We start from the raw sequence: 23,892 nt of genomic DNA, 5'->3' as shown, positions 1-23,892 counted from the left end.
GGACGCCATTTCTCAACTTGCTGTTACACAGTATATTGTGCATTCATCTCGCCATTTTAACTCCACCTTTTACGCCTTCACTCGGCAAAAGCATTGCTTTTGGTGGTCAATAAGCATGCTTTTGCGGTGCAACACCATGCTTATTAGGCACCAAAGTGATGCTATTTTCGATGAATCACATTGCTTTTATAGCGAAAAAGGCTTGTCATCCTACCAAAATGAGCCGTGTTTTCATCCTACAAGCCTATTGATTTTTTCTAGAATCAAAGATATAAGGGGTCGTTTTTGGGGCCTTTTTTGGTAAAAATAACCAACATTATTCAGTGCAGGACATGATGAATCACACCCCTAAGTGTGCTTATTTCGCACGCTTAAATTTCACAAAATCATCTTAAAAACTTAAAAAACAAAGTAAAATTGCCTATATATAAAAGGTATAAAGAAACTTTTGTTTACTTTTGCCGCAAATTATAAGATTCACAAAGAAACAATGCAGAAAAATTTAGTTATCGTAGAGAGCCCCGCAAAGGCGAAGACTATCGAGAAATTTCTAGGCGAAGACTATAAGGTCATGTCATCATACGGACACATCAGAGACCTGAAGAAAAAAGAGTTGAGCATTGATCCAGATACACTTGAACCCAATTACGAGATTCCGGAAGAGAAGAAAAAGCTTGTCAACGAATTGAAGAAGCAGGCCAAAGAGGCTAAGAAGGTGTGGCTGGCTTCCGATGAGGACCGCGAGGGAGAGGCTATATCATGGCATCTGTGCGAGGTGCTTGGTTTGGACGAAGAGAAGACCAACCGCATTGTCTTTCATGAGATTACCAAGCCAGCCATTCTCGAAGCCATCAAGAATCCACGTCATTTGAACATGGATTTGGTCAACGCACAACAGGCACGCCGTGTGCTCGACCGCCTGGTGGGTTTCCGCTTGTCGCCCGTGTTGTGGCGAAAGGTGAAGCCAGCCCTGTCGGCCGGACGTGTGCAAAGCGTGGCCGTGCGCCTCATCGTGGAGCGCGAACGCGAGATACAAGCCTTCGAAAGCGAACCTTACTATCGCATCAACGCCATCTTCGTCATCACCAACGAAGACGGATCGGCATCGGAAGTGAAGGCCGAACTGGACAAACGGTTCAGCAAACACGAAGAGGCCCTGGCCTTTCTGGAGCAATGTAAGGATGCCAAGTTCACCGTGGACAGCATCACGCGCAAGCCCCTGAAACGCACGCCAGCACCACCTTTCACCACTTCAACCCTGCAACAGGAAGCAGCCCGCAAGTTGGGATTTACGGTTGGACAGACCATGATGGTGGCTCAGCATCTGTATGAGAACGGACAAATCACCTACATGCGTACCGACAGCGTGAACCTCTCACAACTGGCAGTGAACACCTGTAAGGATGAAATCGTGAAGGCATACGGTGCAGAATACAGCAAACCACGCAAGTACCACACGCACTCGAAAGGCGCACAAGAGGCTCACGAGGCCATTCGCCCAACGTACATGAGCAAGCACGAGATAGAAGGTACATCGCAAGAGCGCCGTCTGTACGACCTGATTTGGAAACGCACGCTAGCCAGTCAGATGGCTGACGCACAGTTGGAGAAGACTACCGTGACCATTGATGTAAGCGGTGTGAAAGAACAGTTTACGGCCAATGTCGAAATCATCACGTTCGAAGGTTTCATCAAGGCTTATCACGAGTCGAACGATGAGGATGAGAACAACCAGGATGACTATACCCACTCGCTGCCAGCCTTGAAGGAAGGCGACCTGTTGGAACGTCGTGAAATCACCTCAACCGAACGCTATTCACAAAGTCCGATACGCTACACGGAAGCCAGTTTGGTGAAAAAACTGGAAGAATTGGGCATCGGCCGACCCTCTACCTACGCACCCACTATCAGCACCATACAGCAAAGAGAATATGTGCAGAAGGGCGATAAGAAGGGTACTGATAGGGCATACACCATCGATTCGCTGAAGGGTGGCAAGATAACGTCGAAGACCAAGAAAGAAGTGGTGGGCAACGAGAAAGGAAAACTATTGCCTACGGACATCGGAATGGTGGTGAACGACTTCCTGATGGAGAACTTCCCCAGTATCATGGACTACAACTTCACCGCGAATGTGGAAGAGAAATTCGACAGCATTGCTGAGGGAAACACCGAGTGGAACAAGATGATGAAGAGCTTTGACAAGAGCTTCAAGCCCACTGTAGAAAAGGTGATGAACGCACGAAGCGAACACAAGGCTGGCGAACGTGAACTGGGTATCGATCCCAAGAGTGGCAAACCGGTGTTCGTAAAGATAGGCAGATACGGACCAGTGGTACAAATCGGTACGGCCGATGATGACGAGAAACCCCGATTCTCACAACTCCCTGCGGACAAAAGCATGGAGGAGATGACCTTGGAAGACGCGCTCGAATTGTTCAAACTGCCGCGTACCGTGGGCCTGTTTGAAGGTACTGACGTGGTGATTGGGGCCGGACGATTCGGACCCTACGTTCTTCATCAGAAGAAATATGTGTCACTGCCCAAAGAAGAAAACCCGCTAAAGGTGACTTTGGAAACGGCCATCCAACTAATAGAACAGAAGCGGAAGCAGGAGAAAGAGAGGCACATCAAGTCGTTTGAACAAGACACAAAATTGGAAGTGCTGAATGGTCGTTACGGTCCTTACATCGCTTATGACGGCAAAAATTATCGCTTGCCCAAAGCCCAACATGGCAAGGCAGCCGACTTGACATACGAGGAGTGCATGGACATCGTGCATGCGGCACCGGCAAAGAAGACGGCTAAAAGCAGGAAATAATCAACTCACCCCAAGCATGGACCGCATCATCATCATGGGATACATGGGCTCGGGCAAGACAACGCTTGGAAAAGCCTTGTCTAAAGCCCTTGACATGCCGTTTTATGATCTTGACTGGTACATCGAAAGTAGGATGAGAAAAACCATCAAACAGCTCTTTGAGGAGCGAGGCGAAGAGGGGTTCAGGCAGATAGAATACCGCATGCTGCACGAAGTGGCAGAGTTTGAACACGTCATCCTGAGTTGCGGAGGAGGCACACCATGCTTCTTTGACAATATCGACTACATGAACCGGCAGGGCGAAACCGTGTTTCTGAAAGCCTCGCCCGAGGTGCTTTACGGCCATTTGAAGATGGGCAGGACAGTCAGACCTCTGTTGCAGGGCAAGACACCAGAGGAAGTGAAAGCCTTTATCCGCACACAACTGAAAGAGCGCGAGCCCTTTTATACGCAGGCAAAGCATACGCTGGACGTCAGTCTGATGGACTCTTACGGTAAGATACAGGCAACCGTAGACCAATTAAAAGTATTATTAAATCTATAAAAAACAGTTTCGTAAAACAACAATGAAGAAGTGGACGATTGAAGATTCAAAAGAGTTGTACAACATCAATGGATGGGGTGTTTCTTATTTTGGCATCAACGAAAAGGGCAATGCCTATGTGACGCCGTGTAAGGACAATACCGAAATAGACCTGCGAGACGTGATGGACGAGCTGGCTTTGCGCGACGTGAGTTCGCCAGTACTATTGCGTTTCCCCGACATTCTTGACAACCGAATTGAGAAAACGGCCAGCTGCTTTGCGCAAGCTGCAAAAGAATACGATTACAAAGCCGAGAACTTCATCATCTACCCAATAAAGGTGAACCAAATGCAGCCCGTGGTGGAAGAGATTATCTCTCACGGACAGAAGTTCAACCTGGGTTTGGAGGCGGGCAGTAAGCCTGAACTTCATGCCGTGATTGCCGTGCAATGCCAGAGCGACTCGCTCATCATTTGCAACGGATACAAAGACCAAAGCTACATAGAGCTGGCACTTTTGGCGCAAAAGATGGGCAAACGCATCTTCATTGTCATTGAGAAACTGAACGAACTGGACATCATCGCCAAGGCAGCGAAGAAGATTGGCGTGCGCCCGAACATTGGTATTCGAATCAAGTTGGCATCATCCGGTTCGGGTAAATGGGCAGACAGCGGCGGCGATGCCTCGAAGTTTGGCCTGAATTCATCTGAACTTCTGCTGGCCTTGAAGATGCTGGAGGAAAAAGGACTCAAAGACTGTCTGCATCTCATCCACTTCCACATCGGTTCTCAAATCACCAAAATTCGCCGCATCCAGACGGCGCTGCGCGAGGCCGCGCAATACTACATCAACCTACATAAGATGGGGTACAACGTTGATTTCGTGGACTGTGGGGGCGGACTGGGCGTAGATTATGACGGAACGCGTTCGTCGAGCAGCGAAAGTTCGGTGAATTACTCCATCCAAGAGTATGTCAACGACTGTATTTACACCTTCATTGATGCGGCCAACAAGAATGGCGTGCCACACCCAAACCTCATCACAGAGAGCGGCCGGTCATTGACAGCGCACCACTCGGTGTTGGTCATTGACGTGCTGGAAACAGCCAGTCTACCATCCATGCCTGATGAATTTGAGCCAACCGAAGAAGAACACCAGCTGGTAAAAGATCTGTATGAGATATGGGATAACCTCAATCCGCGCTCGATGTTGGAAGACTGGCACGACGCAGAGCAAATACGTGAAGAGTCACTCGACTTGTTCGCTCTGGGCATTGTCGACCTACAAACGCGCGCAGAGATAGAAAGCATGTACTGGAGTGTGTGTCGGGAAATCAACATGTTGTCCAAGTCAATGAAGCATGTCCCTGATGAGTTGAGGAATCTTGACAAGCTGTTGGCCGATAAATACTTCTGCAATTTCTCCCTCTTCCAGTCACTTCCCGACAGTTGGGCTATCGATCAGCTCTTCCCTATCTTACCGATTCAGCGACTGGACGAACGTCCCACACGCAATGCCACACTGCAAGACATCACCTGCGACAGCGATGGAAAGATAGCAAACTTCGTGACCAACCGCAATATCTCACACGTATTGCCTCTGCACCCATTGAAGAAAGGCGAGCCTTACTATCTCGGCGTGTTCCTTGTTGGGGCCTACCAGGAAATCTTAGGCGACCTGCATAATCTCTTTGGCGACACCAATGCCGTGCACATTTCCGTGAAAAACGGCAAATACAGCATCGACCAAGTGATTGATGGAGAGACCGTAGACGAGGTACTTGATTATGTTCAATACAGTCCGAAGAAACTGGTTAGGCAACTGGAAACATGGGTAACGAAGAGTGTTAAGCTGGGAAAAATATCCTTGGAAGAAGGTAAAGAGTTTTTAAACAACTACCGTTCGGGGCTTTACGGATATACTTACCTGGAATAATCCGTGGTGGCGGCACACTTTTTTATACTTGCTGCACACAATTCCACCAACGTCTACTTCTGGTAAAGAAGGCTTCACCAATAGCAAAAAAGGCAAGATTCATCCTACTGATTAACCTAAAAAAATAGTTAAATCTGCAGGTGCATGTAACTTATCCCTATCTCAATCGTCATTTAATTAGAGGCAAAGATGAAGAATATCAGTTTTCGTAACGATGTCTTACCACTCAAAGATGCGCTCTACAGGTTAGCTTTACGCATCACCCTCAGTCATGAGGAGGCCCAAGACATCGTACAAGACACACTGATAAAGGTTTGGGACAAGCGTGAAAGCTGGAATGAAATAGAATCGATAGAAGCCTTCAGCATCACTATCTGCCGCAACTTAGCACTCGACAGAATCAAGAAGCACGACAACCTCAATGATTCGCTCGAAGAAAGACAGACAGAAAGCCCAGACACCTCCTCGACACCATTCGAGGATACCCTACTACAAGACAGAATAGAACTTGTGAGAAACCTCGTTAATGCGCTTCCAGAAAAACAAAGAAGCTGCATGCAACTCAGAGATTTCGAGGGAAAGCCTTACAAAGAAATTGCCAAAATACTGGGCATCAGTGAAGAACAAGTGAAGGTAAACATCTTCAGAGCCCGGCAAATGGTAAAAGAAAGATTTCAAAAATACGACAATTATGGATTATAAATATATCGAACAACTATTGGAACGCTATTGGGCATGCGAGACAACGCTTCAAGAAGAAGAGATTCTCCGCACGTTCTTCAGTCAGGAAGACGTTCCCGCGGACTTGCAAAAGTATCGCGCATTGTTCGTATACGCTCAACAAGAAGCAACCCAAAAGGTATTGGGAGACGACTTTGATGAGAAGATTCTGTCCATGATCGATGAGCCAGCACCGGTCAAGGCGCGCACCATCAAGATGAGACAACGGCTGATGCCGCTCTTCAAAGCTGCCGCCGTGGTAGCCATTATCCTGACATTGAGCAACGCATTGCAGGTTCCGTTCATGCAAAATAACGACAACATAGGTGCATCCTATGATGGAACAGAACAGCTACAGCAAGGTACTTCAGTGGCCATTGGCGACTCTGCGACGATAGACAGCATGCAACAAAGCAACATAACACCCGCAGATGTGCAGCCGGCTACCATCATCAAATAAGATAATTTCTATGCTTTCTCAATTATAAAACATGTTTAGTAAAACAAAAACGAAGCTGTGAAGCTTCACTTTTCTCTCAAATTTTTCATAACATACTAACGTACTTAAGAAACGCCACCAAAGGGGTGGCGTTTCGCTATTTTAGTCATTTCATGTTCATGTCTACCCACCAACAACCCAACCGCTATGCCACTGGGTCGGCTTTCTTCAATCTTCGGGACAATTGGAACAAGGCTGGAAGCATGATGCACAGAGAGAAGAGCAAACTCATCCACACGGCTTGCTGGCTGCCTCCAAAGATATCAACAAGATTACCATTAGCCGAGCTGGGAATAAGATTATACACCATGAATATTGTAGAGTTGTTTACCCAATGCAAAACAATGCCAGGTACGATACTGTTGGTACGCACATACATCCATCCCAACAACAAACCCATGAGAAAAGCATGCGGCAATTGAGCCATATTGAAATGTGCAAGCCCAAAAATCAACGCCGAAAGGATGATCGACAGCCAAGTTGTACGGCCACGGAAGAGTTGGAGTAAGGTGCGAAGAACGGCGCCTCTGAAAACAGTTTCTTCGGCAATTGGCACCAAGATGCCAACGGATAGATACCCCCACCGATTGCCCATCAGGGCATTGAGCATTCGTTCTAAGCCAGAAGGTACCTCTACTTCCATCTGCTCAAGCAGCCATGCAGAGGGGATGATGGTGCCCAATGATAGTAAAACCACCCAAAACAACGCCGCCCAAGGCTTACTGCGCACATACGAACGTGCCACAGGTGTCCATTTAAGCGACATGAATAAGACGATTGTCAGCACACTGGAAACGGCAGAAGTGGCGATGACCGTCGTCGAACTGAACACGCGATGCGACTGAAGATAGTGCAATGCGGTCCCGAAGTCCATGCCATTGTGCAGCAAAGACAAGATGCTGACCAAATAAGTGGCCAACACTTGAAGCATGATAAACACCACCAAATACCATGCAATGTCTAATATTCCTTTGATTGATTTGCGCATCATTTCTCTATTTTGTTAAAATAATGATTTACTTCCCGTGCATCTTCCGTTATTTTAGCATGTAACAACGCCAAACTGTCAAACCGCTTTTCACCGCGAAGGCGTTTGAAAAAGGCCACGGAAAGCTGCTTATCATAGATGTTTTCATGAAATCCTTCAAGGATATGAGTTTCTACTGTCAGGCTTGTTCCATTGTAGGTGGGCCGCATACCGATACTGGTCATCGCCCGATACCATGGTCCTGTCCCCTCAACCTGCGCTTTCACGGCATAAACACCCATGGCAGGAAGCAGCTGTGTGACTTCGCTTAAATTGAGATTGGCTGTAGGAAAGCCAAGTTTCCTACCCTCTTTACACCCATCAACAACATGAGCCGTGAGCACATAGGGACGTCCCAGACAGCGATTGGCCTGCTCCATTGAACCCTCATGGATGTATTTTCGAATGGCAGAAGAACTCACATGCACGGCATCTTTGCCCAAAGAAAACTCCTCACTGCGTATCACCTCAATGCCTAATGCTCGTCCATAGCGCACATAATCATCAAATCCTTCTTCCCGATTGTGTCCAAACCGATTATCATAACCAATCACCAACTTGCGTACCTGTAACCGACGATGGAGCACATCGCCCATGAATTGTTGGGCTGTCATACTCGCCATCTCTTGCGTAAAGGGCAATACCACGACCTGATCAACAGCGGTTGCAGACAGCAGTTGCAGCTTTTGCTCGGTCGTGGTCAACAGTTCGGGGACATAATGGCTGTGTAACACTTGGCGAGGATGCTTGTCAAACGTGATGACTAGGGATGACAATCCCGCGTCACGAGCTATCTTCACGACCTGACGTATCAAGAATTGATGCCCCAAATGCACCCCATCGAAGAATCCTATGGTTGCCACACAGGGACTCGTTAGAACCGTTTTTTCATCCAATATCATGGTTTTCATATCCTTACCACGCATTTAACCAATCGTTACCTGTGGTCTCGTGCATCACCTGGATGCCCAGTTGTGCGGCCGATTCACAGTTTTCTTTTACGTCATCAATAAAGAGTGTCTCTGCTGCTTGCAGCTGTGAGTGCCTTAACACGGCCTCAAAAATCTTACGATCGGGTTTCGTAAGCTGCAACTTGTACGACAGATAAACGTCTTCGAAATAATCGTTTACCCCCAGATGGTGATAGGGAAAGAAATCGTTCACGCATTTCTGCCAGTGCATGTCATTGGTGTTGCTCAACAAGAAAAGTCGATATTCCTTGTTCAACTCCACCAAACGCTGTTTCTTCTCATCAGGAATACCCACCAAAAGTTGGTTCCATGCCCAGACAATATCCTTATCCTCAGCCTTGCATCGGCTCATTCTGCGAACTTCATCACAAAACTCTTCCGTCGTCATTTGGCCCGTTTCAATGTCAAAGAACAAGTCAGCCGTGCGATGATCCCGAACATAAGAGGCAACGTCTCCTGCCCCTATCTGCTCAAAAGCACGCACGCAGCGTTGTTTGTCAAGTCCTACAAGCACGCAACCCAGGTCAAATATGATGTTTTTTACGTTCTGTTTCATGACTTTCTTGCCCTTAATCGTTTCGTCCATCGCCACAGTTCACCCACCCAAAGCACAACAGAGGTAAGGCCAATGATGCCCAACCAGTCGCTGAGCGACAGCGGTACGGTGCGGAACATCTTACCTCCGAAGGTCACGATGAGCCACTGTCCCAAGATAACCAACAGCAACACGAGCAGCAGTCCCTTGTCTTTCCACAGATAGCGGAATGCCGAATGATTGGAACCGAGCGTCTTTGCATTGAACAGGTTCCACAACTGAATCATCACGAAGGTTGTGAAGAAGATGGTCAACTCACGCATACTGATGCCTTGCGACACATTACGTTCACAATAAATGAGCATGGCAAACAGGAAAATAAAGAAGGTTACGCCGCAGAAAAGAATGCCTTGGCGCATCTCTTTATTAAGAATGAACTCGTTTTCCTTACGCGGTTTGTCTTTCATCACCTCGCGTGAAGGAGGCAAAGAGGCTAATGCCATGGCTGCAAAGGTATCCATTAAGAGGTTCACCCACAATATCTGCGTCACCGTGAGCGGCATCTCCACACCGATGAAAGCCCCTCCAAGAACAAGAAGTAGCGCAGTGATGTTGACAATAAGCTGGAAAAAGAGGAAGCGTTGGATGTTCTTATACAACGAACGACCCCACATCACGGCATGTGCGATAGAGCCAAACGAGTCGTCGAGCAACGTCATATCGCTGGCTTCCTTGGCCACACTGGTTCCCGACCCCAACGACAAACCCACATGGGCATAATGCAATGCGGGCGCATCATTGGTCCCATCGCCCGTCACAGCCACCACTTCTTTGCGCTTTTGCAGCATTTCCACAAGTCGTTGTTTATCTGATGGACGCGCACGCGACATCACTTTGATGGTATGAGCGCGCTCGTATGCCTCTTCATCCGACAGCGCATTCCACTCTGGACCGGTCAGTGCGGCTTCCAAAGGCGTATCATCATGCCAGACACCTATCTGCCTTGCTATCTCAATAGCGGTGGCTTGCGTATCCCCCGTCACGACCTTCACCTCGATACCCGCTTGTTGGCATTGGTTAACAGCATTTGGAACATCCTCGCGAACAGGATCACTAATCGCTGCAACGCATTGCAAAGAGAGATTTTGCAAGTGATTCTTGATTTGGATATTGGATAGCGCATCCGCTTCAAGTTGCTTGCAAGCGAACGCCAAAGTGCGCATGACCTTGTGCTGATAGCCCAACAAAGTAGACTGATAGGATTCTTTTTCGGCTTCAGATAAGGTGCAGAAGTTCATCACAATCTCAGGCGCTCCTTTCACGAAGAGATACTTCCTGCCACCCATCTCTGCAACAGTTGCCATGTATTTGTTTTCAGTTGAGAACGGCAACTGCGCAATCGTTGTGGCTTGGTTACGGATGGTTTGATAATCAACGCCATGTTTTTGCAGCCATGTCAGCAGGGCTATCTCCGTTGGATTACCGATTCCAGCGCCATCTTCTCCCAACTCTGCCGTTGTATTGAGGGCGATAGCCTGAGCCAGCGCATCATGTTCAGACACATCCGTAACGATTGAAGAGCCAGCCATCTCCATGACCGTCATCTTGTTTTCCGTCAAGGTACCCGTTTTATCGGTACAGATTACTGTCACCGCCCCCATCGTCTCACACGCATGCAGCTTTCTAACAAGGTTGTTGCTCTTCAACATCCTGCGCATGTTCAGCGCCAAACTCAAGGTTACGGCCATGGGAAGTCCTTCGGGTACGGCCATCACTATCAGCGTTACAGCCATCATGAAGTACTGCAACACCACCTCGGCCATCTTGAAATAATCAGTGCCCTGCCATACAGCGTCATTGACAAGGATGTCGTGTATGAGGAAGATGATGAAGGCAGCAACAGCCACTACCGACCCAACCACCGAGATAAGTTTGGCCAATTTGGCTAATTGGGTGTCCAAAGGCGTTTGGGTATGCGTTATTTCGCTCGAGTTACGAGCCACCTTACCAATCTCCGTGGCGTCGCCAACCGCTGTAACAACGGCGGCCCCTCGGCCATTCATGACCATCGTACTGCGCAAGACCATGTCATGAGGGTAGGTTTTTTCATGTGCTTCATCATCCTCGTCATCGTCCACATCAATACCCTTTGAGCAGATGGGTTCGCCCGTCAACGACGACTCGTCTATCAACAAATCCACGCCCTTGACGAGTTTTCCGTCGGCAGGTATCTCGTCACCCACCTCAATAACCATCAAATCGCCCACTACCACATCCTTTCGAGGAATCTCCACGACATGTCCATTGCGTCGAACCTTCACCAACGACTCCTCATTCAGCGCATTAAGAATGTTGAATTTCTTGGCTGCATCCCGCTCAAAGTAAAAGCCGACGCTGGTTGCAAAGAAGATGGCAACAAAGATACCAATGGTTTCTATAAAGTTCTGTTCAACGAAAGCCAACACCAAAGAGACAGCGGCAGCAACCAAAAGCACTTGAATGATGGGGTCGCGATACTTGTCCAAATACAACTTCCACAATGAGGTTGTGGGGGGTGGCGTCAGTATGTTTTTGCCAAATTTTATCCTGTTAGCCGCCACCTGTTCGTCTGTCAAACCTGTATGATTGACCCTTTCGTTTCTAATGTTTTGCGTACTCATAATTTGTGCAAAGTTACTTGAATTCAAGAGCATAGCAAAATAAAAGCAACAAATCCTCTTTATTCATTTTGCTAATAATTGTAAAAAGATGCTACAACTTCTTCTTTCTACCAATTATTCGGATTAAAATATGTAACTTTGAAACATCATTGACGATTCACAACGCCGTCATAACTAAAAACAAAAAAGGCACATGTACTTATACTCACCTTATTTGTCTATATGGCAACAAGAACACAATGTACAAAACCACCCATAAACAACTAAGATTCTGATGAGAAAAATACTTAAGGTTTCACTAATCACTTCCATCATCATTGTGCTACTGGCAATCGTTGGTGGCAGTATATACATGATAGAATACTCGTTGAGACGTCCTTACCCCATCAACGTGTCCTACAAAGACCGTTTTGCGCACGTCATCAATGACAACCCAGAGATTAAACCCTGGATAGACAGTCTGACCCAAGGCAACCTCATCCATGACACCCTGGTAACGATGCAAGACAATGAGCAGCATCATGCCGTCTTCGTTTATGCGCCACAACCCACACGCAAGACGGCTATAGTGTTGCATGGTTACCACGACACGCATGCGAGCATGATGCAGATAGCCCACATCTATGCCCGCATGGGTTACAATGTGCTGCTGCCCGACCACCATGCGCATGGCTGGAGCGAAGGTAAGATGGTACAAATGGGATGGAAAGAGCGCCACGACGTGCTGCGCTGGATGGCCATTGCCGACTCGCTTTTCAGCGATTCAACCGGCCATTCCGAGCAAGTGGTCCACGGTATCTCCATGGGAGCCGCACTCACCATGTGCGTTTCGGGTGAAGACACCCCCGACTATGTCAAGTGCTTTGTGGAGGATTGTGGTTACACCAGCGTGTGGGACGAATTCAAAAACGAACTGAAAACGCAGTTTGGGCTACCACCCTTCCCCCTACTTTACACGGGCAGCGCACTAAACAAGCTGCTGTACGGATGGTCGTTTAGGGAGGCATCGCCCTTGAAGCAGGTGGCCAAATGCAAAAAGCCCATGCTCTTCATCCATGGCGACCGCGATACATACGTGCGAACCGACATGGTTTATCCGCTTTACAAGGCCAAATCTCAACCGAAACAGTTATGGATAGCCAAGGGTTCTAAACACGCTGAGAGCTACCAGGACCATCGACAAGATTATACGGAGGTTGTCAAGAAATTTGTCAGCCAATACATTCCTTAACAACCCTCGTTTACTCCTGCCAGTCATCCTGCTGTCCCATTCGGCACAGACGACTGGCCAGGAGAAACTTCTCACATGAGAAAATGCCGATGAAACCTTCATTTTTGAAGTCTAACAACGCGGTCATCGGCATTAAAACGGATATGTTCACTTTCGATGAAATGGTGCAAAGTGCCATCTTCTATGAGCTGTTTCGTCGTCCCAGTGTGCAGCTTTCGTTGATTATCCAGCAGCCATATCTCGTCTGTTATCTGTAAAGCCAGTTCGATATCATGGATGGATAAAAACACGGTCTTATCCAACTCATGTGCCAATTGGGCCAACAGACGCAACGTGTCCACCTTGCTTTGGAAATCAAGAAAGGCCGTTGGTTCGTCTAAAATGATGATGGGCGTTTGCTGTGCCAGGGCCTTTGCTATCATCGCCTTTTGGCGTTCACCATCGCTTAGGCTCGAAATGTTCCTTTCAGCCAACTGCTCGATGCCCACCAGTTGCATGGCATTCGAGACAATTTTACGGTCTTCGTCCGACAAAACGCCCCAAAATCCTGTGTAGGGCGTGCGTCCCAACCCCACCAATTCGGTAGCGGTAAGATTCCGAATGTCCATTCTTTCCGTCAGAACCACGCTGATTTTCTCGGCCAATTCGTGATGGGACAGCCGTTCCAAAGGCGTGCCTTGAATATATATATCGCCCGCTATGAGCGGTATAAAGCCCGCCAGTGTGCGCAAAAGAGTAGATTTACCCACGCCATTCCTCCCCAGCAAACAGGTCAACCGACCGCTGTTCAGAGTAGCGTTGATATCCGATACGACCGCATGTTTGCCGTATCCGATGGACAAATTGTATAATTGAATGGTCTGCATGTCTGTTGCAAAGATAGCGATTTACGCAAAATATAACGTTCGTAGCTCGTCAATTCTTGCTAAAAAGCGTATCTTTGTCCGTACTTATGTCACCACAATCGGCCATTTCAGAACTCAAACGTCAGAAGTTGTTGCTCCAATTGGAGTACGCAACCGAGAAGGATGCTTTCCGTAAGCAGACCGAAATGATGGGTATAGCCCGAAAGGTAAAGCGCGGTGATGCATGGTTTCCCGTCCGTGTGGGCAAGAGTTTTTACAACTCGCTCAATCAGTTGGCGGTCGAAGTGTTTCGTGCTGTCGATGAAGAGATTAGTCACAATTTTGAATACGGACGCCCGGTTGCCTTTTTTCAGATGGTTCAGAAGGCAGGAAAGCACGATGAAATGGGCAAAAACAATGCATCCGTTGCTTCTAAATCACTTTCTTATTTCCCCGTCACGGGCATGGTGAGCTATGCCGATAACGACCGAATGGTGGTCACGTTGCCTGACAATGGCATGGTTACCTCCATCCAAACAGCCGAACAGGTGGGCGTACAACTGTTTTTTGACGAGACCTCATATCGGTTGATGTTCGATGCTTTAGACCGCGTGATGAATGCCAAAGATAACCGATTGGCCTATCTTCGCAACCTTTTTTATTCGACTTCGCAGGCTGCCGAGTGCTTTTCTTTTGATGACATTCGGTTTCCTTGGCTCAATGACCTGCAGGCAGAAGCCGTGAACAAAGTGTTGAAAGCCAAGGATGTGATGGTGGTTCACGGTCCTCCAGGCACTGGCAAGACCACCACACTCGTAGAGGCAATCTACGAAACCCTCAAGCGTGAGAGTCAAGTTTTGGTCTGTGCGCAGAGCAATATGGCGGTCGATTGGATTAGTGAGCGACTTGTTGACCGGGGTGTGAACGTGCTTCGCATCGGCAATCCCACGCGGGTGAACGACAAAATGCTGTCGTTTACCTACGAACGAAGGTTCGAATCACATCCCGATTATCCGCAATTATGGGCCATACGCAAAGCCCTTCGCCAACTCAAACAGCATCGTAAAGCTGCCGGTTCTGGCTTTCACCAAAAGGTGGAACGTCTTCAAGAACGGGCAACCGAATTGGAGATACGCATCAAAGGACAGCTTTTTGGAGAAGCAAGGGTCATCGCTTCCACCTTAACAGGTGCCGCCAACCGCCTTCTGATGGGTCAAAAGTATCAAACATTGTTCATTGATGAGGCTGCACAGGCATTAGAAGCTGCCTGCTGGATAGCCATTCGGAAGGTTCACCGCGTGGTATTGGCTGGCGACCACTGTCAGTTGCCGCCGACAATCAAAAGCATTGCTGCCTTAAAGGGAGGTCTGGACAAAACGCTGATGCAACGCATTGTAGAGAATAAACCAGAAGTAGTGACGATGCTTGGCATGCAATATCGCATGAATGATCAGATTATGCGCTTCTCGAGCGACTGGTTTTATCACGGAAAAGTGCAGAGTGCGCCAGCTATTAAGTATCGGGGAATCTTGGATTATGATGTTCCCATCCAGTGGATAGATACCGCCGAACAGGCAGAAAACGCCCATTTCATCGAAGAATCTGCATCGGACGCACCGACATTTCAAGAACATTTTGTGGGTGAAAGCTTTGGCAGAATCAATGAAGATGAGGCTGAATTAACCCTCAGCACCCTGGAACAGTATTTCAATAAGATTGGTAAACAGCGCTTATTGGACGAAGCTGTCGACGTAGGCATCATCTCTCCGTATCGCGCACAAGTGCAGTATTTGCGCCGACTCATTAAAAAGCGTCCCTTTTTCAAGCCCTTTCGTCATCTCATCAGCGTGAACACGGTTGATGGTTTTCAAGGACAGGAACGAGATGTCATCCTCATTTCGCTGGTCAGGGCAAACGATGATGGACAGATAGGCTTTCTTCGTGACCTGCGTAGGATGAACGTTGCCATGACCCGAGCCCGCATGAAACTCATCATCTTAGGACATGTTCCCACGCTGGTGCGCCATCCTTTCTATAAAAAACTATATGACTATACGCAGAGTCTGCAACAAGATTCACTTTGGTAAACATGTTATAAATCACTAAACACTATATATTATGTTAGAACGTGACTACATTATGCGGCTTATCCGCGAGTTTCTGGCAGCCCTGGCCCGACTGTTAGAGAAGAAAGAAATGACTGACAGGCACGAGGAACTCAAAAAACTGTACGACCAATATGTTGGTCCTTACACCTTCTACCATCTGGCCCCGGTGGAAAAAGTCATTGAGACCCTTGGCCAAGAGGATGAAGAAAAGCGATTTTACAAGATGGAAATGCTGGCCGAACTCTATCTGGCAGAGGCTGACATGGTGTCGAAACCCGAAGGCGACCTGTTGCTTAAGAAGTCTTTTGCGCTGTTCGATTTCCTTGATCATTACAGCAAGACGTACTCAATAGAACGCCTCAAGAAGATGGATGCCATCCAACAAAGATTATCAAACAACAACAAAAACGAAACCAAAACAACCTAAAACGACAAGCAACTACTTCATGCGGTATGAAGGAGGATGGGGCTATCCGGGTTATCGGTCCGTTGACAGAAACCGATGGAAACCATCGTGAGACCTGCATTGACCGCATGCATTTCGATAAAAACAGCTTCATCAAACTCGTTAAGATGACCGTAGAGGGCGTAAAGAAGGTGAAGAAACGTAAGTAAAAAAGTTGAACAGCAAAGCAAGTGCTTGCTGATAGTAATTTAATTGCATTGACTTTGGGCTTCAAAGTCAATGCAATTGGCATGCAAACTCATTGAGATTGGTACCCAATCTCAATGAGTTTGTTTTTGCATCTATAATCCTTTGCTTTTCAATGAGTTGCCATATCGTTTTCAAACACATTGAACAGACTTTGACAACCATGAGGGTCAGATGCCCAAGGCTCCCCCTCGACCGAACGTATCCACCACGTTACCATCGTACATCTCACGGTTTCGCAAGATCAGACCCGCCGGTAAAACGGGCGCTTTCGTACCTTCCGAGACCAACAAACCACTGGTCTCCACGCGTATTTCGTCCCACAAACCCGCATCAATGAAGCTCTGCAACGTCTTGGCTCCACCCTCTACCATCAACGACTGTACATGTTGTTGATGCAAATCTACCATCAATTGAGGCAGCGTGATGCCATCGCACAGCACCAAGCGCAAGGGATTGGGGCCCGACCACTCACGCACCGTGAGGCGTGGATGTTCGCGTTCGTCCGTCACGCGACCAACAAGAATGGCGTCGTACTGCGCCCGCAACCGATGCACCAGCATCTGGGTGAATGGTGTGGACAATGCCAAAGGCTCTCCGTCGGCATCTAAAAAGCCATTGATGGTTTGGGCCCATTTCAGTAGGATATAGGGTCGTTCAAGCATATTGTACACGTTGAACTGCCGATTCAGCGCACGGCACTCGTCGCCCAACACGCCAACCGTCACGTCAATGCCCGCGTCACGAAGCTTCTGCACACCGCGTCCGTGCACCTGGGCAAATGGGTCAATGCAGCCACACACCACGCGTTTAACCTGCTTCCTGATAATCAAATCGGCGCAAGGAGGGGTCTTGCCAGTGTGACAGCAAGGCTCCAAACTAACGTAGAGCGTGCTTTGCGGCAGCAAAGGCTCGTCAACGGGACGGACAGATGCAAAGGCGTTAACCTCAGCGTGGGCCTGTCCACACCGCACATGATAACCTTCGCCCAATATTCTATCTTGATAAACAATCACTGCACCCACCATGGGATTGGGCTTAGCCAAAGCCCTACCCTGCTTGGCCAGCTGAAGGCAGCGGCGCATGTACATTTTATCAAGCTCTTCTTGGTTCATGTTCTTATTTTTTTAGTATATTTGTTGCCATGAAAAATTATCGGGAACTCTGGGAACAACTCACCCCCCTATACGATGAAACCGAAGCAAAAGCGGTGGTTAGGACGGTATTGGAGGTGCGTTTTGGATTGACTCTCACCGACATTCTGTGTGGCAAAGTTAACGATTTATCGGCAGAAGAAGGTCGTTCCTTGGAGAAAATCATGCAGCGGTTGCGGCAAGCAGAACCCGTACAATATGTATTGGGCGAAGCTGAGTTTGCCGGTCGCAGGTTCAAAGTGGCACCGGGTGTGCTGATTCCACGGCCAGAAACGGAGGAACTTTGCGCATGGATTGTCAACGAACAAACACCAACTGAGGGGCAGTCCATCACGATTTTGGACATCGGAACAGGCTCGGGATGCCTCGCAGTGACGCTCAGTTTGGACATTCCAAATACGACTGTTTCGGCGTGGGACATCTCTCAGGATGCGTTGCGGATAGCGAGCGAAAACGCAAAGGCATGGAAGGCACCTGTTAGTTTGGCGCTTCAGGATGCCTTAGCGGCACCAAAAGACTCGATGAAATGGGACATTATTGTATCAAACCCACCTTACATCTGTCCTTCTGAAGCAGCAGAAATGGCGAAAAACGTGCTGAAATTCGAGCCGTCCACGGCTCTGTTTGTTCCACAAAGTGACCCACTGCTGTTCTACAAAGCCATCGCCAACTATGCCATCCAAGCGCTTAAACCCGGCGGAAAACTGTATATTGAAATCAATCCGCTATACAGAAGCCAACTGGAAGAAATGCTCAAAAACGTAGGTTTCATCGATGTTGAAATCCGAAAAGACGCTTTTGGCAAGGACAGAATGGCCAGAGCGACCCGCCCTTGTCAAACCGAAAAGTCATGAAAACATTACGGATGATGAACGAAAAGAAAGAAATGACCGAAAAAGAGGCCTGGAACAAGCTGTCTGCCCTTTGTGCCAAGGCGGAACACTGCAGCGGAGAGATGGTTCGGAAGATGAGCCTTTGGGGCTTGGACACTGCGGTTCAAGAGCGCATCATGGATCGACTGATTGCTGGGAAATACGTTGATGACGAACGCTACACGCGGGCTTTTGTCAACGACAAGATGACTTACAACCAATGGGGACGCCGCAAGATAGAGCAGGCCTTGTATCAGAAAGGGATATCGAAGGACGTGTTTAACAGGGTTCTCGATGAGATTCCAGACAAAGACTACATCGCCATCCTGCGGCCACTCATCCATCGAAAGTTGAAAACCGTTACGGGCCGTAATGACTATGAGCGCAGCATGAAGCTCATCCGCTTTGCCATGGGTAGGGGATTTGACATTGAACAGATTAAACAATGTATCGACCAAGCTGACGATTGGATGGATGATTAGTTTGATTAGCAGAATCCTTGACCTGATATCTCCCCGCACTTGTGTGGAATGCAGGCGGAGATTGACCGAAGGCGAGCAGGTGTTGTGCGCCTCGTGCAACCTACATTTGCCTCGCACTCACTACGAAGACGATGCCTATGACAACGAGATGGCGCAACTGTTCTGGGTCCGCATTCCCATTGAACGTGCGGCAGCATTGTTCTTCTATCAAGCTCGGTCGGAGGCAAGTCGCATGATTTACGCCCTGAAATATGGCGATCACCCTGAGATTGGCGAACAATTAGGGTGCCTAACCGCTGAGGAGTTTCAGGCTAAAGGATTCTTCAAAGGCATCGATTGCATCGTGCCCGTTCCGCTGACGAAAAGCCGTGAACGTCAAAGGGGTTACAACCAAAGTCTTGAAATCGCCAAAGGGGTGAGCCAGGTGTGCGGGTTGCCCATCATGAGGCATGCACTGAAACGCGTGAAGTTTAAGGACAGCCAGACGCATAAGAACCGATTGGCTCGCACGGAGAATGTGGAAGACGCCTTTCAACTGGCCGAAAACGCGGGGTTGATGGGCAAACATGTGCTGCTCATCGATGACATCGTGACCACCGGGGCCACCATCTGCGCCTGCGGAAAGGCTCTGCAGCGGGACGGGAGGGTACACGTCAGCGTGCTATCTTTGGGTTGGGCAAAAGGATAGAACAGCACGAATGCCGCCAAAAAAGCCGCTCATCCCTTTGAAATATAGGAGATTTCAACTATCTTTGCAATATATACTCAACAACTTACGATATGGAAAATAACACATTAAAAAGAGATTTTGCATCCAAATTATTACGCATCAAAGCCATCAAGCTACAGCCCAACGAGCCTTTCACATGGGCTTCAGGCTGGAAATCGCCTTTTTATTGCGACAACAGGAAAACGCTTTCTTACCCCGACATACGCACTTTCGTGAAGGTAGGGATGGTGCATGCCATCTTGAAACACTTCCCCGAGGCTGACGTCATCGCAGGTGTGGCGACGGCAGGCATCCCACAAGCCGCCCTCATTGCTGATGTCTTGAACATGCCTTTGATATATGTGAGAAGCAAACCAAAGGACCACGGACTGGAAAACCTAATCGAAGGTGAGATGAAAGAGGGTGCCAAGGTAGTGGTTATCGAAGACCTTATCTCTACTGGAGGCAGCTCTTTGAAGGCGGTAGAGGCCATCAGAAAAGCCGGAGGAGACGTTGTTGGCATGGTTGCCTCTTACACTTACGGGTTCCCTGTCGCTGCACAAGCGTTCAAAGACACCAACGTCAAGCTGGTTACCCTGACCGACTATGACCATGTAGTGGCTGAGGCACTGGCCACGGGATATATCCAGGAAAGTGATATCGAGTTGCTCAACGAATGGCGAAAAGACCCATCTGGCTGGCGAAAGTAATTCCCCATTTAGTAAAAATCATACATGCTACAAAATTATGTCAAGCAAATTTGAAAGTTCCGTACGCGAGATTCCCTACTCACAGCAGTCTGTTTACAACATGCTGAGTGACCTAACAAACATCGAGAAGGTACGCGACAAAATACCAGAAGATAAGATTAAGGATCTAACCTTCGACGCTGATTCCATCTCTATCCATTCTCCAATGGGCGATGTACAACTAAACATCATCGAAAGAGACGAACCAAAGTGTATCAAGTTCGAGACGAAAAAGAGTCCAATCCCTGTCAATCTGTGGATACAGATATTGCCTGTAACCGACCATTCGAGCAAGATGAAGCTCACGATGAAGGCCGAAGTGAACCCTTTCATCAAGGCTATGGTGAAAAAACCGTTGCAAGAAGGTATCGAAAAGGTGGCTGATGCCTTGCAAATGATACAATATGAATAAGGTTAAAAGCAGGAAAAGAGATGGGATGAGGTGCCTTAAACGCATCCATAAAATGAAAAGAAAAGGAACATTCCTATTTCTTTTCCTGTCCTTATTGCTGTCATCGTGCGGAGAAAATCAGAACCAATACAGTTCTGTTCGGTGCTTCGTGGCAATCAATAACCAAGAACACAACGATGCAACGCTGGCCAGTGCGATGAATGCCACATCGCCTGGCGTGTTCTGTTTGGTACAACAAACCATGAAAGGTGGGGCTACTTATTTCTCTTTCAAAAACAACAGAGGCAGCCAAAGCATGTCCATTTTCAACTCGAGGGACCAAAGAACGGCTCTTACCTTTGGTTATAACAATGGCGTGATTGTTGGCTTTGGCAACTTAGACTATCCTCCCGTCTTCTATGCTTACGACAATCAATGCCCCAATTGCTTCGACTGGCTCACGATACCGCGCAGGAATTATCCTCTAACCCTCTCATCCAGCGGTATTGCAACGTGTAACAATTGTCACCGTGAATACAATATGAACACGGGAGGGAATATCATGAAGGGCTCTCGAGGTGAGAAAAATTACCTCACTCGCTATGCTGCTTCCACGTCTGGTCCATTCGGTTTGTTGACCATACACTAAGCGGAAGAGCCTTATCTGGCTCTACTTTCAGACCAATTTACATTCTTTTTTATCATCAACGTAACCTGGAAGATGCGAAAACACACGTAACTTCCTATGAAAACACACGTGACTTCCTGTAAAAACACACATAACTTCCTGTGAAAACGCAAGTTGGCTAAACGATTTCAGCTATGCTGATCGTTCCAAACCCCGCTTTCGATACATCCAGATTTCAACGCTATTGATGATATTCTGCCATAGGATATAACAACCAGGGCCGACGGATGAGATGGGATTGAGGTAGGAGTAGGCTATCCAGATGGCAAAAGCTGTATTCTTTTGGCCCAGTGCTTGACCGGCATTGACGGTAGCATTGAAATAGTGACCGATGAAACGTCCCACGGAAAACTGTATCACACAGAGCAGCAAGCCCAGCAAAGCGATGAGCAAGAGAAAAGGAACGGTTGTTTCTGCATGCACAATATTCTTCATCGTGGTGCCTGTCACAATCATCAAAGAACATCCCCAAAGATAATAAGAAAGGTCTTTTACCCCCACAACCCACCGATGAAACCGATGAAAATAGTGCTTAACGACATAAGCTAACCCCATCGGAACGACCAAGACAAGACACACTTGATTGAGTATTTTCAAGAATGCACCCATAAAAGTAATGTCACTTGTTTTTTCAATTAACGGGAAACAAATGGGAATGAGCAAGGCGGTAATAAAGTTAGACAAGAAGGTATAGGTGGTCATCTCTTCGAGATTGCCACCCAATTTCTGCGTAACCACCGCTGCAGCTGACGCACATGGGCCGATAATGCATGTGAGAAGTGCTTCCATCAGTATAAGATTGTTGTCCTTGAGGCGAAAAGACAGGATGATGGCAATGATGACAAAGACGAATAACACTTGAAAAAAACTCACCCAAAGATGCCACTTGACCGGAATTAAACGCCTAAAATTGACCTTACAAAAGGTCACAAACAAGATTAAAAACATGAACAAGGGCAGAATGGTGTCAAAGAAAGGCGCAAACAAGCATGCGGCCTTATCCAAAGAAGGGATGAAAGCAAAGACAGAATAGGCTGTCACTCCTATCACCATCGATATGGGCAACGTCCAGTTTTTGATAAATCTAATGATACTCATAAGATGTTTAAATTAACCAACACCATCATCTATTGTAAAACAACCCCCATTAAAAGTCGGTAGATAGAAACCACACGAACGAAGAACACCTGTTTCGGTGGCTGTCTGTCCTTGCGTTTATCACCATCAAACGGGGACACACCAATCTTGACGCTTCCTCGTTTATTAACTGCCGTCAACGTCCAAGCGGATTCTCTCATGTGCGTGGTTCGTCCGTTGGCCATCGTGTTATTTCAGTTTTTCAGTACACTCTGGGCACAAGCCTTTCAGCACATAATTGATGCTATGCAGGCTGAATCCATCCGGAAGCGGGACCACCGGCACAGCAATGTGCTTGAGACAGAACGTACGATGGCAGTTTTCGCAATAAAAATGCGTATGCTCTTCGTCAATCGAACAGTCGCAATCGTCGTCACAAACGGCGTACTTCAATGCACCTGAACCATCATCAATGGCATGAATCAGGCGATGAAGGAGAAACAAAGACAAGGTGCGCGATATGGTAGACTTGTCAACAGTGGGCAGATAGCGTTCCAAATCGGGCAACGATACGGCCTCATTGCCACGCATCATCTCGCGAAGAATGAGCAGTCGGGAGGCCGTTGGTTTGATTTCCCGATGGGTTAACTTTTGTATGTAATAATCTTCATGTACCATTTTCATGCAAAAATACACACAATTCTCGTATTTTCAAAATTTTGGTGGCTACTTTATCTTGCCGAAAAATCATTGGATGATTCTGGAGTTATCGGTTGGTTTTCCTGCCTGTTTTTCAAACGTTCTGTTAGAAAAAATGACAATAAAACGAGCAATTAAAAATGATAAAATAGGAAAAAACGCAGCGTCAGAAATCCATTTGCAATATGAAAAAGGTTAATGAAATATCACTTTCGTCGCCAATAACATAGCTTTTACCGCCACACCTCCACACAATTCAACGAAAAATGCATCACTTTACCGCGCTATCTACATGAGATTGAAGCGCAAAAGCATGGCTATTGGCGGCCAAAAGCAATGCTATTGACCGCAAAGAGCATAGCAAAAGACAGGGAATTTGTGCACATTACACGAAAAATATTGATTACCAGCAAGTTATAAAAACATCTCATATTTGCCGTATTTGCGACCAAGGACATGGTTGGTTGCAAATAAGCGAATCCTGAAGGGGTTGTTGTCAAGAAAAATGTCACCTGCACATCACCCGTATAGGCGTGACTGAGC

24 protein-coding genes and 1 pseudogene are annotated in these 23,892 nt (G+C 47.5%); 16 read left to right on the top strand and 9 right to left on the bottom strand.

Annotated elements, in window-relative coordinates; genetic code table 11:
- Positions 1–490 precede the first annotated feature (490 nt).
- The 5 genes from topA (at position 491) to NQ518_RS11055 (ending at position 6,460) form a co-directional block, all read left to right on the top strand.
- Positions 491–2,821, top strand: coding sequence for a type I DNA topoisomerase (topA, locus tag NQ518_RS11075; RefSeq protein ID WP_227961871.1), 2,331 nt, complete (start codon positions 491–493; stop codon positions 2,819–2,821).
- A gap of 16 nt (positions 2,822–2,837) precedes the next feature.
- On the top strand, positions 2,838–3,365 hold the full coding sequence (locus NQ518_RS11070; protein ID WP_227961873.1) for a shikimate kinase: 528 nt from the start codon (positions 2,838–2,840) through the stop codon (positions 3,363–3,365).
- Between the two features lie 22 nt (positions 3,366–3,387).
- The gene (speA, locus tag NQ518_RS11065; protein ID WP_227961875.1) at positions 3,388–5,280 is read left to right on the top strand and encodes a biosynthetic arginine decarboxylase; all 1,893 of its coding nucleotides are present in this window, start codon (positions 3,388–3,390) and stop codon (positions 5,278–5,280) included.
- 189 nt (positions 5,281–5,469) lie between these two features.
- Positions 5,470–5,982 (top strand): RNA polymerase sigma factor, encoded by a 513-nt coding sequence (locus tag NQ518_RS11060; RefSeq protein WP_227961877.1) that lies wholly within the window; start codon positions 5,470–5,472, stop codon positions 5,980–5,982.
- Entirely contained in the window at positions 5,972–6,460 is a 489-nt protein-coding gene (locus NQ518_RS11055; protein WP_227961879.1) for a pyruvate ferredoxin oxidoreductase, read from the top strand. The genes NQ518_RS11060 and NQ518_RS11055 overlap by 11 nt, the downstream gene beginning before the upstream one ends.
- Before the next feature lie 184 nt (positions 6,461–6,644).
- On the opposite strand, the gene NQ518_RS11050 is transcribed toward NQ518_RS11055, so the two are convergent.
- From NQ518_RS11050 to NQ518_RS11035, 4 genes are read right to left on the bottom strand one after another with little or no spacing between them, the layout of a single operon-like run.
- Positions 6,645–7,490, bottom strand: a complete 846-nt coding sequence (locus NQ518_RS11050) for a CPBP family intramembrane glutamic endopeptidase (protein ID WP_227961881.1) — start codon at positions 7,488–7,490, stop codon at positions 6,645–6,647.
- Positions 7,487–8,437 carry a bifunctional riboflavin kinase/FAD synthetase gene (locus NQ518_RS11045; RefSeq protein WP_227961882.1) on the bottom strand — a complete coding sequence of 317 codons (951 nt, stop codon included), beginning with the start codon at positions 8,435–8,437 and terminating at the stop codon, positions 7,487–7,489. The genes NQ518_RS11050 and NQ518_RS11045 overlap by 4 nt, the downstream gene beginning before the upstream one ends.
- A 4-nt stretch (positions 8,438–8,441) precedes the next feature.
- The gene (locus NQ518_RS11040) at positions 8,442–9,053 is read right to left on the bottom strand and encodes an HAD family hydrolase (RefSeq protein ID WP_227207768.1); all 612 of its coding nucleotides are present in this window, start codon (positions 9,051–9,053) and stop codon (positions 8,442–8,444) included.
- A complete protein-coding gene (locus NQ518_RS11035; RefSeq protein WP_227961884.1) occupies positions 9,050–11,692 on the bottom strand; it encodes a calcium-translocating P-type ATPase, PMCA-type in 2,643 nt (880 codons plus the stop codon). Before NQ518_RS11035 ends, NQ518_RS11040 begins: the two co-directional genes overlap by 4 nt.
- Before the next feature lie 274 nt (positions 11,693–11,966).
- Here NQ518_RS11035 and NQ518_RS11030 point away from each other — a divergent pair, with 274 nt between their 5' ends.
- Complete coding sequence (locus tag NQ518_RS11030; protein WP_227961886.1) at positions 11,967–12,923, top strand: alpha/beta hydrolase; 957 nt, start codon at positions 11,967–11,969, stop codon at positions 12,921–12,923.
- Positions 12,924–13,021: 98 nt separating this feature from the next.
- Here the strand turns inward: NQ518_RS11030 and NQ518_RS11025 are convergent, their stop codons facing one another.
- Entirely contained in the window at positions 13,022–13,789 is a 768-nt protein-coding gene (locus NQ518_RS11025; protein WP_227961888.1) for an ABC transporter ATP-binding protein, read from the bottom strand.
- Between the two features lie 86 nt (positions 13,790–13,875).
- Between NQ518_RS11025 and NQ518_RS11020 the strand changes: the two genes are divergently transcribed.
- The 3 genes and pseudogenes from NQ518_RS11020 to NQ518_RS11010 form a co-directional block, all read left to right on the top strand.
- Positions 13,876–15,855: an AAA domain-containing protein gene (locus NQ518_RS11020; RefSeq protein ID WP_227962361.1), complete on the top strand. Its 1,980-nt coding sequence runs from the start codon at positions 13,876–13,878 to the stop codon at positions 15,853–15,855.
- A gap of 31 nt (positions 15,856–15,886) precedes the next feature.
- On the top strand, positions 15,887–16,303 hold the full coding sequence (locus NQ518_RS11015; protein ID WP_227961890.1) for a hypothetical protein: 417 nt from the start codon (positions 15,887–15,889) through the stop codon (positions 16,301–16,303).
- A gap of 59 nt (positions 16,304–16,362) precedes the next feature.
- Positions 16,363–16,491, top strand: a pseudogene (locus tag NQ518_RS11010) (arabinan endo-1,5-alpha-L-arabinosidase); the annotation flags it as partial.
- Positions 16,492–16,698: 207 nt separating this feature from the next.
- Here NQ518_RS11010 and ribD read toward each other — a convergent pair.
- Positions 16,699–17,643 (bottom strand): bifunctional diaminohydroxyphosphoribosylaminopyrimidine deaminase/5-amino-6-(5-phosphoribosylamino)uracil reductase RibD, encoded by a 945-nt coding sequence (gene ribD, locus NQ518_RS11005; RefSeq protein ID WP_227961898.1) that lies wholly within the window; start codon positions 17,641–17,643, stop codon positions 16,699–16,701.
- A gap of 29 nt (positions 17,644–17,672) precedes the next feature.
- Between ribD and prmC the strand changes: the two genes are divergently transcribed.
- The 6 genes from prmC (at position 17,673) to NQ518_RS10975 (ending at position 21,534) form a co-directional block, all read left to right on the top strand.
- On the top strand, positions 17,673–18,536 hold the full coding sequence (gene prmC / locus NQ518_RS11000; protein ID WP_227961900.1) for a peptide chain release factor N(5)-glutamine methyltransferase: 864 nt from the start codon (positions 17,673–17,675) through the stop codon (positions 18,534–18,536).
- Positions 18,533–19,036: a regulatory protein RecX gene (locus NQ518_RS10995; protein WP_227961902.1), complete on the top strand. Its 504-nt coding sequence runs from the start codon at positions 18,533–18,535 to the stop codon at positions 19,034–19,036. The genes prmC and NQ518_RS10995 overlap by 4 nt, the downstream gene beginning before the upstream one ends.
- Entirely contained in the window at positions 19,029–19,724 is a 696-nt protein-coding gene (locus tag NQ518_RS10990) for a ComF family protein (RefSeq protein ID WP_227208269.1), read from the top strand. Before NQ518_RS10995 ends, NQ518_RS10990 begins: the two co-directional genes overlap by 8 nt.
- 92 nt (positions 19,725–19,816) lie before the next feature.
- Positions 19,817–20,455, top strand: a complete 639-nt coding sequence (gene pyrE, locus NQ518_RS10985) for an orotate phosphoribosyltransferase (protein ID WP_004347598.1) — start codon at positions 19,817–19,819, stop codon at positions 20,453–20,455.
- 37 nt (positions 20,456–20,492) lie between these two features.
- Positions 20,493–20,906 (top strand): hypothetical protein, encoded by a 414-nt coding sequence (locus NQ518_RS10980; protein WP_004347599.1) that lies wholly within the window; start codon positions 20,493–20,495, stop codon positions 20,904–20,906.
- Positions 20,907–20,958: 52 nt separating this feature from the next.
- A complete protein-coding gene (locus tag NQ518_RS10975; protein ID WP_227961904.1) occupies positions 20,959–21,534 on the top strand; it encodes a hypothetical protein in 576 nt (191 codons plus the stop codon).
- Between the two features lie 171 nt (positions 21,535–21,705).
- Here NQ518_RS10975 and NQ518_RS10970 read toward each other — a convergent pair whose 3' ends face one another.
- Genes NQ518_RS10970 through NQ518_RS10960 form a run of 3 tightly spaced genes read right to left on the bottom strand, consistent with a single transcriptional unit; the run spans position 21,706 to position 23,328 of the window.
- Positions 21,706–22,671, bottom strand: a complete 966-nt coding sequence (locus NQ518_RS10970; RefSeq protein ID WP_227208259.1) for a transporter — start codon at positions 22,669–22,671, stop codon at positions 21,706–21,708.
- A 29-nt stretch (positions 22,672–22,700) separates the two neighbouring features.
- Complete coding sequence (locus tag NQ518_RS10965) at positions 22,701–22,895, bottom strand: hypothetical protein (protein WP_227208257.1); 195 nt, start codon at positions 22,893–22,895, stop codon at positions 22,701–22,703.
- 4 nt (positions 22,896–22,899) lie between these two features.
- Positions 22,900–23,328, bottom strand: coding sequence for a Fur family transcriptional regulator (locus NQ518_RS10960; RefSeq protein WP_227961907.1), 429 nt, complete (start codon positions 23,326–23,328; stop codon positions 22,900–22,902).
- A gap of 4 nt (positions 23,329–23,332) precedes the next feature.
- On the opposite strand from NQ518_RS10960, the gene NQ518_RS10955 reads away from it, so the two are divergent.
- Positions 23,333–23,548, top strand: coding sequence for a hypothetical protein (locus NQ518_RS10955; protein ID WP_227961908.1), 216 nt, complete (start codon positions 23,333–23,335; stop codon positions 23,546–23,548).
- Positions 23,549–23,892: the final 344 nt, after the last annotated feature.

It is taken from the genome of Hoylesella buccalis ATCC 35310, from assembly GCF_025151385.1.
GTDB lineage: Bacteria > Bacteroidota > Bacteroidia > Bacteroidales > Bacteroidaceae > Prevotella > Prevotella buccalis.
The sequence above is the reverse complement of the archived record's forward strand: the minus strand, read 5'-3'. Positions and strand labels throughout refer to the sequence as shown.

Bases quoted from the DNA above. Each gene is read 5' to 3' on its own strand.
- NQ518_RS10995 (WP_227961902.1), top strand. From the start codon at position 18,533: ATGAAAACATTACGGATGATGAACGAAAAGAAAGAAATGACCGAAAAA.
- topA (WP_227961871.1), top strand. From the start codon at position 491: ATGCAGAAAAATTTAGTTATCGTAGAGAGCCCCGCAAAGGCGAAGACT.
- NQ518_RS10980 (WP_004347599.1), top strand. From the start codon at position 20,493: ATGTCAAGCAAATTTGAAAGTTCCGTACGCGAGATTCCCTACTCACAG.
- NQ518_RS10965 (WP_227208257.1), bottom strand. From the start codon at position 22,895: ATGGCCAACGGACGAACCACGCACATGAGAGAATCCGCTTGGACGTTG.
- speA (WP_227961875.1), top strand. From the start codon at position 3,388: ATGAAGAAGTGGACGATTGAAGATTCAAAAGAGTTGTACAACATCAAT.
- NQ518_RS11035 (WP_227961884.1), bottom strand. From the start codon at position 11,692: ATGAGTACGCAAAACATTAGAAACGAAAGGGTCAATCATACAGGTTTG.
- NQ518_RS10955 (WP_227961908.1), top strand. From the start codon at position 23,333: ATGCAAAAATACACACAATTCTCGTATTTTCAAAATTTTGGTGGCTAC.
- NQ518_RS10975 (WP_227961904.1), top strand. From the start codon at position 20,959: ATGAAAAGAAAAGGAACATTCCTATTTCTTTTCCTGTCCTTATTGCTG.
- NQ518_RS11055 (WP_227961879.1), top strand. From the start codon at position 5,972: ATGGATTATAAATATATCGAACAACTATTGGAACGCTATTGGGCATGC.
- NQ518_RS11070 (WP_227961873.1), top strand. From the start codon at position 2,838: ATGGACCGCATCATCATCATGGGATACATGGGCTCGGGCAAGACAACG.
- NQ518_RS11020 (WP_227962361.1), top strand. From the start codon at position 13,876: ATGTCACCACAATCGGCCATTTCAGAACTCAAACGTCAGAAGTTGTTG.
- NQ518_RS11050 (WP_227961881.1), bottom strand. From the start codon at position 7,490: ATGATGCGCAAATCAATCAAAGGAATATTAGACATTGCATGGTATTTG.
- NQ518_RS11060 (WP_227961877.1), top strand. From the start codon at position 5,470: ATGAAGAATATCAGTTTTCGTAACGATGTCTTACCACTCAAAGATGCG.
- NQ518_RS10990 (WP_227208269.1), top strand. From the start codon at position 19,029: ATGATTAGTTTGATTAGCAGAATCCTTGACCTGATATCTCCCCGCACT.
- prmC (WP_227961900.1), top strand. From the start codon at position 17,673: ATGAAAAATTATCGGGAACTCTGGGAACAACTCACCCCCCTATACGAT.
- NQ518_RS11040 (WP_227207768.1), bottom strand. From the start codon at position 9,053: ATGAAACAGAACGTAAAAAACATCATATTTGACCTGGGTTGCGTGCTT.
- ribD (WP_227961898.1), bottom strand. From the start codon at position 17,643: ATGAACCAAGAAGAGCTTGATAAAATGTACATGCGCCGCTGCCTTCAG.
- NQ518_RS11015 (WP_227961890.1), top strand. From the start codon at position 15,887: ATGTTAGAACGTGACTACATTATGCGGCTTATCCGCGAGTTTCTGGCA.
- NQ518_RS11025 (WP_227961888.1), bottom strand. From the start codon at position 13,789: ATGCAGACCATTCAATTATACAATTTGTCCATCGGATACGGCAAACAT.
- pyrE (WP_004347598.1), top strand. From the start codon at position 19,817: ATGGAAAATAACACATTAAAAAGAGATTTTGCATCCAAATTATTACGC.
- NQ518_RS11045 (WP_227961882.1), bottom strand. From the start codon at position 8,437: ATGAAAACCATGATATTGGATGAAAAAACGGTTCTAACGAGTCCCTGT.
- NQ518_RS10970 (WP_227208259.1), bottom strand. From the start codon at position 22,671: ATGAGTATCATTAGATTTATCAAAAACTGGACGTTGCCCATATCGATG.
- NQ518_RS10960 (WP_227961907.1), bottom strand. From the start codon at position 23,328: ATGGTACATGAAGATTATTACATACAAAAGTTAACCCATCGGGAAATC.
- NQ518_RS11030 (WP_227961886.1), top strand. From the start codon at position 11,967: ATGAGAAAAATACTTAAGGTTTCACTAATCACTTCCATCATCATTGTG.